Source organism: Thiothrix lacustris DSM 21227 (genome assembly GCF_000621325.1).
Taxonomy (GTDB): Bacteria; Pseudomonadota; Gammaproteobacteria; order Thiotrichales; family Thiotrichaceae; genus Thiothrix; species Thiothrix lacustris.
The window spans coordinates 1-13439 of sequence record NZ_JHYQ01000012.1; the positions used below are offsets into that span (position 1 = coordinate 1).

A 13439-nucleotide genomic window follows, 5' to 3' on the forward strand; every position below is an offset into this window, starting at 1 on the left:
GCTCGAACGTCCAGCCCTGTTGGGCACAATAGAGTTCCAGCACTTGCTTTTGGCGTTCCAAATCGTCTTTTTGGTCGTGGCTGGATACGCGGGCGTAGGCAAGCGTCTTACGGCTATCTTCTGTGGCACGGAATAGCTCCGGCTTGAGTTTCAACATATCGTAACGGCGGTGGTTACCGGAGGTGTGTTCTGGGATTAACCGACCTTCCGCTTCCCAGCGGCGCAGGGTGGGAACTGACACACCAAGGAGTTTTGAGGCTTCACTGATCGGGACTAATCTATTCATATTGATTAGTATAGAGTAGATTTAATTAGATTTTAATCGAACTGTTCAAACCCCTCCTGCCGGAGCGTGTTGTATTCCGCTATCCATGCCGCTCGCTTGGCGGCGGTCATCACATCCATCGGTATACCGGCATGGGCAAACAGCGCATCGAGGCCGCGTATATCCTCCAGCAAGACGCGTAAACGGGCGTTGCGGTCGGTATCGGTACGGTGTTGGGCAGCTTGTTGGTGTGCCTGTAATGCGCTGCAATCCAGCGTACCGTTACGGGCGGCTTGTGCGAGTTGGTGCAAATAGCCCAAGGGGGATTTTACTTTGCCTGCCGCCATTGCCGTGGCAAGCAACAGCAGGCAATCCCGCGCATGGTTCGGGGTCAAACCATCGAGAATGCGGGCGGCGGATTTGCGCTCTGGCTCGTCGAAACTGGCGGGATAGGGCAAGGGCATTTCAGGCGGTGGCGTAGTAGTGGGAGTAAGGTTGGGAGGAGTAAGGTATATAGATGTATGTTCCCATTTTTCGGAAGTTTCGCCCGAAAAACGGAAAGCCTCCCCATTTTTGGGAAGGGCAGGCACAAAAAAACCATCGGGGTACGCTGCCAGAAAATCCGCCGGGATGCGGTATTCAAACTCAAACGCGGGGTGAGGTTGCGCCGCAAACAAACCTTTGTCGGTTACGCCAGCAATCGCCGGGGCAAGCCGATCTTTACGGATGGCGGTTAGGGTTGCCAAGCGCTTCAGGGTCAAGGGGTCGGCGGTTTTGCCGTAGCATAGCGTTTGGCGGAACAGGGCAAGGAAGACGCGCAATTCGTTTTGCGTCAAATCCGCTGCCAATGCTGCATCAATCAAATCACGGGCAAGGCTCATGCTTTACCCCCCAATACGCCATGTTGGGGTTGACGGGCGGCGGTTGGCACACGCGGGAAAGCTGGCAGATAGCCATGGGCAGGACGCAATGCGCCCATAGGGTTAGCGGTCATCGGCATGACTCCGTAAGTAAGTTTTCAATGATTGGGCAAAGTTGCCGGGTATTCATTTCGTCCTTACGGAAACGACGCGCTTATTTCCACCTATGGCGGTGTTGTAGTCCACGCATACCCGGCAAAACCGATGGTGCGTAGTCTACAGGCATAAAAAAACCGCCTGCGTCGCTGTGGCGGTGTTGCCGCCGTAAGTTGGGAAATGAGTCCCAGAATTTTGCTGTTGCTGCCCGTTGGTCGGGCTGCCTTTTTAGAATAGGACAGAATTCGCCGGGCTGCAATCACGGATTCGGTGAACGTTGGTTCTTGATGGGGAAGAACAAGGAAAAAAAGCCCCGCACCATTACTATGTTGCATCAGTCGGATCATCCCCATCACCTTCAGGCTTATCCAGTTGATGATAAATCCGTTCTGCCATCCAGTCGAAGGCAGTTGAGTTGAACTCTTCGTCAGCCATCATACGGGCAAACAGGGCTTCATTGTCATCCATGCGCTCGACAATTAGCCCATTCAAGGCATCCTTCAGCAGGCTTTTGAAGTCCTCGAAACTGTTGACCTTAGCGGCTTGTTGCAGGGTAGTATCTTCCACTGCCTGCTGTTGAATCTGGTTGAAGAAAAGCTCATCCGCTTGGGTAAAATCACCACCGAAACGCTCATTCAGCAAGTCAATCAGGCGCGATAGGGCAACCCGTTCATCTTTCCCCCCGCCCGTTCCCACATCGGTAGGTGCTTTCAATGGGTCAGCCTCTTTGCCATCATTCAGTTGGATACGCTGTGCTTCCTGCTTCTCAGCGCGATAAAATTCAAGGTCAACCAAATCATCAACACGCTCGGTATCAGCAAAGGGGCGGCGTGGCAATTTGGTTAGCAGAAAGCGGGCATAGACGTACAACATTTCCAGCTCTTGATCTTGAAACGGGATCACTTGTGACAGAAAAGCGTAGGTATTGCGGAAATTGACCAACTGGCTTTTGAATTGATTTTGTTGGGCTTCCTCCAACGCACCAAAACGCACGACAGCTTTGTCTAGCAAGCTATTCATTTTCGCGTGGTCTTTCGGGTTGATTTTATCTTTGAGCGGGTCAAAGCAGCGGTAAAAACTCAAGGTATCGTCCACGGTGAATAAACAGTATTCCATCACCTGATGCTGCAAGTCATAGAGCTTTTGCGCATCCAGCAAATCTTCTGCTTGGGTGACTTCGTAAAAGGGTTTGAATGCCTTGTAGATGTCGTCGGTTTTATTCCTGAAATCCAACACAAAGGTATCGGTTTTGCCCGCACAAGTCCGGTTTAAGCGTGACAGGGTTTGGACTGCCTGAATCCCTGATAGGCGCTTATCCACGTACATGGTGTGCAGATACGGCTGGTCAAAGCCCGTCTGGTATTTTTCTGCCACCAGCAATACTTGATATTCATTGCTGTCGAATTGTTCCGGTAATTCCTGTTCCTTGATGCCCTTGTTCATTTGCACTTCGGTAAAGCTGCTGCCGGGAATATCCTTATCATTGACCGTACCCGAAAAGGCAACCAAGGTACGCACATCGGTATAGCCTTTTTCCTGGATGTAAGCATCAAACGCGCGTTTGTAGCGTACCGCGTGTAAGCGTGATTCCGTCACCACCATCGCCTTGGCACGTCCTGCGATTTTAGCCCGGACGTGTTGGCGGAAATGTTCAATCATGATTTCGGTTTTTTGCTGAATGACCGTTGGGTGCAAGGATGCAAAACGCATCAATGCCTTGGTGGTCGGGGTGCGCACCACTTCCGGGTCATCTTCGCTTTTCAGTTTGAGCTGGTAAAACGTGTCGTAAGTGGTGTAATTCGCCAACACATCAAGGATGAATTTCTCGTCAATCGCCTGTTTCATGGTGTATTCGTGAAACGGTGCTTTACCACTTACCCCCGGCTCATCAAAGATATGCTTGGTTTTGTATTTGGGGGTGGCAGTAAAGCCGAAAAAGCTGATGTTTTCCTGCTTACCGCGCTTCATCATGGTACGCACGGCGGATTCCAGCGGGTCAATATCGCCTTCCACATCGCCGTATTCATCGTAATGCGCTTCTAGGTACTGCTGGGCGGCTTCCTGAATACCCTCCTGATTGAGGATACCTTTCAAATCCATCGCGTTTTCGCCAGTCTGGGAACTATGCGCCTCATCCACGATCACGGCAAAACGTTTGTCCTTGGTACTCCACTGCAACGGCTGATAAGCCCCTTTATCACCATCGACTTGTTTAGCCTTTTCTTTGTTGAGCTTGTCGATGGTTTCGACTACAAACGGGAATTTCTGCAAAGTGCTGATAATAATGGGGGTGTGGCTGGTCAGCGCATCCACCAATTGGCGGGTATCTTCGTCGATGCGCTTGATGACCCCTTCCTTGTGTTCAAACTGGTAGATGGTTTTCTGTAACTGCTGATCCAATACCCGCCGGTCTGTGACCACAATGGTGGTATCGAAGATCTTTTCATCGGCGGCATTGTGCAAACTTGCCAGATGATGCGCCAACCATGCGATGGAATTGGATTTCCCCGAACCGGCAGAATGCTGGATCAGGTAATTACGCCCCGCACCCACCGCACGGGTATGCGCAACCAGTTTACGCACCACATCCAGTTGGTGATAACGCGGGAAGATCAGCATTTCTTTCTGAATGCGGGTAATCCCTGTCGGGCTATACAGCTTTTTCTCTTCCACTTGCAGGTGCATGAATTTGCCGAGAATCGACAACAGGCTGTCACGCGCTAACACCTCACGCCACAGGTAAGCCGTGGCATAGTCATTTTCCACGGGGGGATTACCTGCCCCGTGTTTGTACCCACGATTGAACGGCAGGAAATGGGTCTGTTTACCCTTCAGTTCGGTGGTCATGTAAACCTGAGTGGTATCCACTGCAAAATGCACCAATGCCCGCCGTTTGAAGGTAAACAGCAATTCCTTGGGGTTCCGATCTTCTTTGTACTGCTTTTTCGCATCCTCCACCGTTTCGCTACCCGACATTTCATTTTTGAGTTCCAGCGTGGCGATAGGCAAGCCGTTCAGGAACAGCACCATATCCAGTGATTTGCTGTCCTGTTCGCTGAAATAAAGCTGGCGGGTAACACTGAGGTGATTTTCAGCATACAGCTTCCACGTATCCGGGTTCAGTTGGTTATTGGGGGCGAAGTAGGCAACCCGAAACGGCCTGCCCAAACACTTATAACCGTGGCGTAAGACGTGCAACATGCCCTTATTGGCAAGTTCCTTATGCAGGCTTTCTAGCAGGTGCTTACGGCTGTTGTCAGCGTGGATACGCCGGAAGGCTTGCCATTGTTTGAGTTGGGTCGCTTCGATAAAACGCAGCACGCTATCAGGCTTGAAGGCGTAAGCTTTGTCATAGGGATTGTTATCAGGGACATAACCGCCTAATTCCAGCAAATCCGCGTCAATGGCGGCTTCAAAACGGTCTTCGGTATGGGTTTTTCCGGCTGGCATCAAGCTTCCCCTCGTTGTAAACAATCCAGAATGTCTAATTTGAGGGCTTCACTGTAATCAGCTTCTAGTAGGATGGATTCGATAATACGCTCTAGCAAGTCTTTGCTAATCTTACCGTCAGCCAGCCAAACCGCTATGTTTTCCATTTCCAGCACGAATTTTTTGATGCAGTAGTCATAGCCATTCAACGCCAGAAAATAGGCTCCCAAGGCAATGCTGGAACGCTTGTTACCATCATTGAAGGCATGAAACTTGTTGATGGAAAACACTAGGTGGGTCAGTTTAGGAATCATACCGAGATAGTAGTCATCATTCTGGATATGGTTGAGAACGCTCTCCAGCGGATTCAGATCACGTATTCCTTGCAAACCACCAGACTGTTCAATAATCCAATCGTGAACCTCAATGGCATGGATAAGATCGAAGTAGAAAATGGGCAAGTCATCCATTTCAGCGATCCTTCAGACGCTTGAAAACCGCCAAGGTTTCCGGGTCACTCAAGCGCTCCTCCAGCGACTTGCTGGTTTCTCCCAGAAACCGCTCAAAATCGCCTTGGGGAACAGACTGGATGTAAGCTTCAAGACGTTGATGGAGAGCGTCCCGAAAACATAAGTCACGGCTCGCCATTTTGGTACGGGCATTGAGTATCAATGGCTTGAATAATGGGTGCGCTTCAAAGCTCTTGAACAGGGCAGCCGTTTCTTTTTGTGTCAACTTGCGCCCAAGACTTTGGGATTCACGTTCAAGCTCATGGGCGATACCGGATTCATAACTAGCGATCAGGGTCAGAACCTCAGAATACATGGTTTCTCGTGTGCCATTATGTTCCTTGAGATTCAAAATCTGGCGGTATTCAGCAGCGTTTTCACGAAAGATGCTTTGATAAATAAGATTGGTGAAACGCCCATATTTGTACTGATTACCTTCGACAAAATTATCCAGCGCATCGGTGAACTGCTTGCGGTATCCCTCTTCCTGATAAGCGGCTAGCAGATAATGTTCATCACGTTGGTTAATATAGGTCGTTTTTCCACCCACTCGCTCAGCCAACACATCCAGCACGATGTCCAGCAAGCGACTACGGATAGCCTTCGCTCGTTCGCTTTCGGTCAATAACATGGCCAAATTTAGCACAGCACGGAAGTTGAACACCCCAAGCAAGGATACTTTGCTACCCTCATTGGTGAGGGTAACATCATATATGCCTTTGAATTCTTTTAAGTTTTTACCTTTCAGCAAGGTATAGCCGTTGCTTCTCAACTCTTCGCTATGTGCCGAGATATAACGCTCTACCGTTGCGTCACTGATAGCAAATAATTCCATCACCTGTTGTTTGGTGAAAACATACTCACCTTTAAACTCAATGCCTCCCAATCCAAGATGCTCTTCAGCTTTGCTTAGGGCATAGTGATTGTTTAAGATATTTTGCCGTTCAACCCCTGAGTTTGTTAAGTCTTTAGCCATCACTCACGCCCCTTTGGTTTCCATCTTTTGCCACTTCCGTACATCAATTTTACCTGTGACCGCCGCCGTAATCAGCGCAGTCCGGTACTCCTTGAGCTTATCAATCGTCTCCCGATTCAACTCCACCATCCGATCAACCCGGTCAATTTGCTCAACGAGCTGTTCAATAATTTGGGTTTGTTCAAGCAAAGGGGGGATAGGTACATACACCTCTTTAATATCCGCTAGACCCAGTTGAACCTTTGTACCACCGTAACCCGCTCCCAATAATTGCGCTTTACCCGCATGGGAGAATAAGCAATAAGCTATCCACTTTGAGTCAAATTGCTTCGGTTCAGGACGCACCAAAGCTATGTGTTGGCTAACATAGCTGGCTTCATAGTTTTCAGGAATAACAGCGATTGAGCCTAAATCAGCCGTAATGGATACCAAAATGTCACCATCTTGCGTTTTGGTTCGCTCGCCTTCTGTTCCTTCTGGTGGATTAACCCGTCTCATATCATCTTCAAGCAAGCTGATGGATTTTCTACTGAGGTTTGTAATTCTCAAAAACTGTTCGCCTTCATCGGCGAAATACTGTGCCCAGCCTCTTGAACCACTGGTTATTTTCTCAGTGATATAACGCAGCCTTACTACGTCCCAATGCTTCGGCACTTCGCCCAGCCACTCAACGCCAGAATCCTCCAGCGTTACAGCGGGGTTCAAGCCTTTGGTCACGGCATGGGTAATCAGTGCAATCCGCTGCTCGTTGAGCTTGTCGATCAGGGTTTTTTTCTTGGCAATAAGCTGGTCGATTTGCTGGGTTTTGTGGTCAAGAAATTGAGCGATGTTTTGTTGTTCATCAATTGAAGGTAGACCAATATTTATTCCTCCAACCGTATCAGTATTCAGGTTTAGTTGTGTACCTAGCTTGCCAAGCCCTAAGTAAGGCTGCGCACTTTCAAAGATGTAATATAAGAACTCTGGTTCTTGCGTTAAACCCTGAAAATAAACAAAACCATCATGAATACAGCACTTTATTTTACTGATCACTGGTTTGCCAACAGAACCGGCAATACTTAAGAAAAGCTGTCCACTTTCCAAAGGAACACTATAGCTTTTACCTAAATCAGACAAACGCTGTGTTGTTTCTTTCAAATAGTGTTTGTTAGCTGTTACGTCCGCGATTCGCACCCAAGCATATTCACCATCATCATCAAAATACTTTTCATCATCTATTGGTCGTGGAGATGCGCCTCTTTTTATTAGTGTGAACCGCTTGATTGGCAATATTTGCCAGTGGTCGGGGATTTTGCCGAGCCATTCGATGCCGGATTTGCGGTAGACGGGATACGCGGGGTAGTCCATTAGATGACTCCTTCCAGCATCCGGGCGATTTCGGCTTCAAGGTCTTTGACTTCCTGCCCAATCACCGCCAGCGGACGCGGAGCTTGGTACTCGTAGAAATGGCGGGTAAAAGGGATTTCATAGCCGACTTTGGTCTTCTCAAAATCAATCCACGCATCCGCACGGTACGGCAACACTTCACGCTTGAGGTAATCATTGCAATGCGCCTTAATCAACGCAATCAGCGCTTTCTTGCTATCCTTTTCGTTATAACCAATCGGCAAAGGTAAGGTCACATCCGGCGGCAATGCCACCTGTTCGGTATCGCGCAAATCCGCGTCTGGCTCAAACCCGCCAAGGCTGGCAATACAAGGCTTGGCTTGCGGGTCACGTTCCCCCAACGCATTCGGCAACAGCAACGCTTTCAACAACACCGCATCGGTTTTTACTTTCGCTTTGGTAAACGCCGCTTTCAGTTGCTTGCTGAATTCGACACGATCCATCACCAACTGACCGTCAGCAAACGCCACCTTCATCCCCACCAGCACGGATAAAATGTCTGCCTGCCGTTGCTTGCCCGCTGCAATCTCTGCCAACTGCCCCTGCAAATCCTTACGCTTCTGCGACAACGCCAGCCCGCTAAAATAGCTGCCATCCTTGAACCGCTGGAGACGTTCAGCATCCACACGGAAATTCAGCCGTAACGGACGCTCCACCGTCAGTTTCAGATAAGCAAACTCCTGATTGCGGAACACCTTACTCACCTTGATCGGCTTGTCACCCACCACCAACACACGGGTATCATCGTCCTTGCAAGCGTTGTAAATGCGGGTGATTTCCGCGATATGATCGGGTTTGTTGCCCTGCCCATTGCCAATTTCATTACGCTTGTTGCCCAAACTTTTCTTCATTTTCACAAAGAATTGGGTAGCGTTAATCAGTTGCACCTTACCGCGCCGCGCGGGTGCTTTGTTATTGTTGAGAATCCAGACGTAGGTATAAATGCCGGTGTTGTAAAACAACTGGTCGGGCAATCCCACCACCGCTTCCAGCCAATCATTTTCTATGATCCAGCGGCGGATATTGCTTTCACCACTGCCCGCATCGCCGGTAAACAAGGGCGAACCATTGAACACCACCGCAATGCGTGCGCCGTTATCCTTATCTTTCACCGCCCGCATCTTGGAAATCATGTGCAGCAAGAATAACAATGCCCCATCATTGATGCGCGGCAAACCCGCCCCAAAACGCCCATTGAAGCTACCTTTTTCGTATTCGGCGGTAACGTGGTTTTTCTGGTTTTTCCACTCCACCCCAAACGGCGGATTCGCCAGTAGGTAATGGAATTTTTGGTTGGGATGCCCATCACCATCCACAAAATCACTGTCAGGCTTAGAACGCCCCGTTCCCAAGGTATCGCCATACACGATGTTTTGGGTTGGCTCGTTCTTAATCATCAGATCAGAACCGCAAATGGCGTAAGATTCGGCGTTGTATTCTTGCCCGTACAGTCGAATATTGGCTTTGCTATTCATCGCTTTGATAAATTTTTCCGCCTCGGACAACATGCCGCCTGTTCCGCAAGTCGGGTCATACACGGTAATGAGTTTCTCGTCTTCAAAAACCTTGTTTTGATCCCCGCCACTCGCAAACACCAAGCTCACCATCAGGTTGATGACTTCGCGGGGGGTGAAGTGATCCCCCGCCTCTTCGTTCGCTTGTTCGTTGAAACGCCTGACCAAATCCTCGAAGATATAACCCATTTCCAGATTACTCAGCCGATCAGGGTGCAAATCCATATCGGCAAATGCCTTGACCACCTCAAAAAGGCGGTTGGCATCCTCCATCTTGGTGATTTCCTTGTCGAACTCAAACTTTTCCAGAATCCGCCGCGCCGTCACCGAAAAACTGCTGATGAATTTGTTGAGGTTGGTTTCCAGCTTGTCCGCATCATCCAGCAATTTCTTGAAGCTGAAGTCACTGCGGTTGTGGAAGGGAATCCCCAGCTTTCTCTTAATCGTCTCTTCAATCTGGATGGGAGGCATGGACTGGTAAACGGGCTTGGCAAGTTCAGCCTTCACCTGTTCCCGCGTCGCTTCCAGCACACAATCCAGACGGCGCAACACGATCATGGGGATCATTACCCGGCGGTATTGCGGTGGGCGATAAGTACCACGGAGTATTTCGGCAATTTTCCAGACAAGATCACTGTGGTTGTTCAGGGTGTTTTCGGACATGGGGAATAAGTCAAAAATGAAGGAGGTTTATATATACGCGATTGCAGACGAAAATGCAGCAACAGCTAAGAAGCAGCCTACAACAGGGAAGAGCTTGCCAGCATCTGCCCTGCATAATCACGTTCTGCCGCCGTAATCGCTTCAGCTTCCTGCCCATCCAGCCCGTAACGCATCCCGCCCGCTGCCACCGCTTGCAAATAGTCACGTCGGTGCGTATGCGTATACAGCAAGCGTTGCACCACCCGTTTGGACGCACTCAAGTGATGCTCGGCAATGTAGCGAAAGACCTGCTTTTCGATCCCCAACGCCAACGGTTGACGCTGAAGCCACACCGCAAACCCATTCAGCGAATCATTCAATTCACGCGCCCGCACCACCGAAGGCGGAGTAACCAACTTTCTAACTGGCTTGCGCGGTGGCTTTTTGGCTTTGCTGGGTTTCGGCTTGGATGGCTTAGGTTTCGCGGGTGCAGCTTGGGGCAATTGGTCACGGGTAATGATGCGTTTTCCCGTGCGTTTGATGCCCGTAGGCGCTTTGCCATCCTGTTCTACCGCCGTAGAGCTGACAGGTTTGCGCGTAATAGACAGCGTTTTACGGGGCTTTTCGTCGGTCATGGTTGATTCTCGCCATCCGCTGGATTACTTGCCAATGCAAAACGAACTGAATATCTCGCCTAACAAATCATCTGGCGTGAACCTGCCGGTAATCTGCCCCAGCGTATCCTGCGCCTGACGCAATTCTTCCGCCATCAGTTCCCCCGCGTTGAATTCGCGTAGCTGGTATTCAGCCCGTTCCACAGCCGCTTGGGTTTCTGCCAATGCCTGCAAATGGCGGCGGCGGGCGATGAAGGTATCTTCCGCTTCGCCCTGATAGCCCATGCGGGTTTTGAGTTCTGCCCGCAGCTCCTCAATACCTAAAGATTGTTTAGCAGAAATGTAAAGGTGTTCGCCTTGCTTGCCGGGTTGCTTGCCACTCAAATCCACCTTGTTATGCACAGTAATACGCGGCAGGTGAGGCGGTAAACGCGCCAGAATCGCCGCATTCTCCGGTTCATCATGGCTAGTGTCATCGACCAGCAGCAGGATCAAATCGGCCTTGGCAATTTCAGCCCAAGCACGTTCGATGCCGATCTTTTCCACCGGGTCGTCGCTGTCGCGCAAACCGGCAGTATCAACAATGTGCAACGGCATTCCGTCGAGGTTAATGCGTTCGCGCAGCACATCACGGGTGGTTCCGGCGATTTCGGTAACAATCGCGGTTTCTTGCCCCGCCAGTGCGTTCAACAGGCTGGACTTGCCTGCATTCGGCCTGCCCACGATCACCAGATGCATCCCGTCACGCAGCAAGCTGCCTTGGCGGGCTTTCAGGAAAATCGTGTGTAATTGCTGTTTGATCGTTTCCAGACGATTGGTGACAGCCGCATCGGCCAGAAAGTCGATTTCCTCATCGGGAAAATCCAGCGCCGCTTCCACGTACACCCGCAGCTCAATCAGGCCAGTCAGCAGGGTATTCACCGCCGTGGAAAACTCGCCTTGCAGGGAACGCAGCGCCGAGCGTGCCGCCTGTTCCGACCCCGAATCAATCAGGTCAGCAATGGCTTCCGCCTGTGCCAAATCCAGCTTGTCGTTGAGGAAGGCGCGTTCGGAAAATTCGCCGGGTCGTGCCAGCCTTACCCCTAGTTCCAGACAGCGCTTGAGCAACATATCGAGCACGACCGTACCGCCGTGGCCTTGCAGTTCCAGCACGTCTTCGCCAGTAAAGGAATGGGGGGCGGGGAAATACAGCGCGATACCATCATCCAGCGGCGTACCATCGGCAGCCTTGAACAAACGGTGCACCGCCTGACGCGGGGCAGGGAGAGCACCTAGCATCGCAGTGGCAAGCGCCGGAACGAGCTGGCCGGAGATGCGGATAATCCCAACCCCACCGCGCCCCGGCGGCGTGGCTACGGCAGCGATGGTGTCAGGATTATTCCACATGCAACCTTACCTCTTAAGCATGTCCCACGATTTTCTTGTTGATGTACCATTGCTGAGCCATCGACAGAATATTGTTCACTACCCAGTACAGTACCAGACCAGCCGGGAAGAACAGGAACATCACCGTGAAAATAATCGGCATGAACTGGAAGATTTTCTGCTGCATCGGGTCAACCTGTGGCGGGTTGAGCTTCTGTTGCAAATACATGGATGCGCCCATGATCAGTGGCAGCACGTACCACGGATCCATGATCGACAAATCCTTGTACCACAATAACCACGGTGCCTGACGCAATTCCACGCTTTCCAGCAGCACCCAATACAAACCCATGAATACTGGAATCTGGATAATCATCGGCAAACAACCACCCAATGGGTTAATCTTTTCCTTGCGATAAATCTCCATCATCGCCTTCTGTTTGCCTTGCGGATCATCAGCGTAACGCTCATTGAGTTCCTTGAGCTTCGGTGACACCGCCTTCATTTTTGCCATCGACTTGTAGCTCATCGCCGAGGGGTAGAAGAACGCCAGTTTGATGAGGACAGTGAGGAAAATGATCGTCCAACCCCAGTTGCCCACCACGTTGTGGATCTGCTGCATCAGCCAGAAAATCGGTTTGGAGATAAAGGCAAAAATGCCGTAATCCACCGTTAAATCCAGACCAGCAGCAATGCCTGCCAGCGTATCCTGATCTTTCGGCCCTACATAGAAACCTGACTTGAACACACCGCTAGCACCCGGAGCAATCTGCTGAACAGCACTGCGCATCCCCAACACATAGCCTTTCACACCTTGGCTGGGAACGACCATGCTGTAGTATTGGGTTTCCTGATCCTGCTGAGGAATCCAGGCACTGATGAAATAGTGTTCCTGCATAGCCACCCAGCCGCCATTGACCGTTTCATTAACCTGCTTTTCATCCAGATCTGAAAACGACAACTTGGTGTATTTACCTTCGTGGAAATAAGCACCGCCTACATACGCCTGTACCCCACCCAGCAGGCTACCACCCGCTGAGGTATAGCCGTGCTTGAGCTGACGGTATTCTGTACCACTCCAAATATTCGTGGACTGGTTGTTAACCTCATGTTCCACGTTTACTAGGAAACTGCCGCGCTTGAACACAAACCGCTTGGTAATGGTAATGCCATTCGCACCTTGCCATGTCAACGGCACGACCAACTCATCCTGACCATTCGCCAAGGTATAATCAGTTTGTGCAGCGGTATAAGTCGCCAAATGGTCAGGAGCCAACGCCTTAGCATCCAGCCCTTCAATGACTTGATGCTGTAAACCGGATTGAGCCACGTAGTTACGCCCGTTCAGATCAAGGATTTTGACTGGCTTGTCAGGGGTATCGAGGCTTATCGGGTAGGTCGGCAAATCGGTTTCCAGAATTTCGCCACCACGGGTGTTGATTTTCAGCACCAGCGTATCGGTACGCACAGTCACCGTTTGACCAACAATGCCATTAGCAGCCAGTGGAGCAGCTTGTCCAGGCAGCGCAGTAGGCATACCTTGTGCTGGAACCTCTTGCCCAGCGCTATTGACCATCGCTGGAGTACTACTGGCAGCAGATACAGGGGGTTTGGGGGCATGATCCTGTTGCCACGTTGTCCAAATCAAGAACAGCATGAATAACAGGGTGAGATACAAGAAAGGACGTTGCGAATCCATGGGTAATGCAATCCGGTTATTGAC

The 13439-nt window shown here is 50.5% G+C and carries 10 protein-coding genes; all 10 read right to left on the reverse strand.

Features of this window, described 5'->3' with window-relative positions; all coding sequences use genetic code 11:
- On the reverse strand, positions 1-286 hold a 286-nt coding region (locus Q394_RS0105915; RefSeq protein ID WP_038140689.1), incomplete at its 3' end, for a MerR family DNA-binding transcriptional regulator.
- Positions 287-318: 32 nt separating this feature from the next.
- On the reverse strand, positions 319-1146 hold the full coding sequence (locus tag Q394_RS0105920) for a replication protein (RefSeq protein WP_028488463.1): 828 nt from the start codon (positions 1144-1146) through the stop codon (positions 319-321).
- Between the two features lie 459 nt (positions 1147-1605).
- A complete protein-coding gene (locus tag Q394_RS0105930) occupies positions 1606-4731 on the reverse strand; it encodes a type I restriction endonuclease subunit R (RefSeq protein ID WP_038140691.1) in 3126 nt (1041 codons plus the stop codon).
- The gene (locus Q394_RS0105935) at positions 4731-5180 is read right to left on the reverse strand and encodes a type II toxin-antitoxin system death-on-curing family toxin (RefSeq protein WP_028488465.1); all 450 of its coding nucleotides are present in this window, start codon (positions 5178-5180) and stop codon (positions 4731-4733) included. Before Q394_RS0105935 ends, Q394_RS0105930 begins: the two co-directional genes overlap by 1 nt.
- 1 nt (position 5181) lies before the next feature.
- Complete coding sequence (locus Q394_RS0105940) at positions 5182-6195, reverse strand: hypothetical protein (RefSeq protein WP_028488466.1); 1014 nt, start codon at positions 6193-6195, stop codon at positions 5182-5184.
- A 3-nt stretch (positions 6196-6198) separates the two neighbouring features.
- Positions 6199-7542: a restriction endonuclease subunit S gene (locus tag Q394_RS0105945; RefSeq protein ID WP_028488467.1), complete on the reverse strand. Its 1344-nt coding sequence runs from the start codon at positions 7540-7542 to the stop codon at positions 6199-6201.
- A complete protein-coding gene (locus Q394_RS0105950; protein ID WP_028488468.1) occupies positions 7542-9758 on the reverse strand; it encodes a type I restriction-modification system subunit M in 2217 nt (738 codons plus the stop codon). The genes Q394_RS0105945 and Q394_RS0105950 overlap by 1 nt, the downstream gene beginning before the upstream one ends.
- 77 nt (positions 9759-9835) lie before the next feature.
- Positions 9836-10372, reverse strand: a complete 537-nt coding sequence (locus tag Q394_RS0105955) for a ProQ/FINO family protein (protein WP_028488469.1) — start codon at positions 10370-10372, stop codon at positions 9836-9838.
- A gap of 24 nt (positions 10373-10396) precedes the next feature.
- Positions 10397-11737 carry a tRNA uridine-5-carboxymethylaminomethyl(34) synthesis GTPase MnmE gene (mnmE, locus tag Q394_RS0105960; protein ID WP_028488470.1) on the reverse strand — a complete coding sequence of 447 codons (1341 nt, stop codon included), beginning with the start codon at positions 11735-11737 and terminating at the stop codon, positions 10397-10399.
- Between the two features lie 13 nt (positions 11738-11750).
- Positions 11751-13415 (reverse strand): membrane protein insertase YidC, encoded by a 1665-nt coding sequence (yidC, locus tag Q394_RS0105965; protein ID WP_028488471.1) that lies wholly within the window; start codon positions 13413-13415, stop codon positions 11751-11753.
- Positions 13416-13439 lie beyond the last annotated feature (24 nt).

Bases quoted from the DNA above. Each gene is read 5' to 3' on its own strand.
- Q394_RS0105930 (WP_038140691.1), bottom strand. From the start codon at position 4,731: ATGCCAGCCGGAAAAACCCATACCGAAGACCGTTTTGAAGCCGCCATT.
- Q394_RS0105945 (WP_028488467.1), bottom strand. From the start codon at position 7,542: ATGGACTACCCCGCGTATCCCGTCTACCGCAAATCCGGCATCGAATGG.
- Q394_RS0105950 (WP_028488468.1), bottom strand. From the start codon at position 9,758: ATGTCCGAAAACACCCTGAACAACCACAGTGATCTTGTCTGGAAAATT.
- mnmE (WP_028488470.1), bottom strand. From the start codon at position 11,737: ATGTGGAATAATCCTGACACCATCGCTGCCGTAGCCACGCCGCCGGGG.
- Q394_RS0105940 (WP_028488466.1), bottom strand. From the start codon at position 6,195: ATGGCTAAAGACTTAACAAACTCAGGGGTTGAACGGCAAAATATCTTA.
- Q394_RS0105955 (WP_028488469.1), bottom strand. From the start codon at position 10,372: ATGACCGACGAAAAGCCCCGTAAAACGCTGTCTATTACGCGCAAACCT.
- yidC (WP_028488471.1), bottom strand. From the start codon at position 13,415: ATGGATTCGCAACGTCCTTTCTTGTATCTCACCCTGTTATTCATGCTG.
- Q394_RS0105920 (WP_028488463.1), bottom strand. From the start codon at position 1,146: ATGAGCCTTGCCCGTGATTTGATTGATGCAGCATTGGCAGCGGATTTG.
- Q394_RS0105935 (WP_028488465.1), bottom strand. From the start codon at position 5,180: ATGGATGACTTGCCCATTTTCTACTTCGATCTTATCCATGCCATTGAG.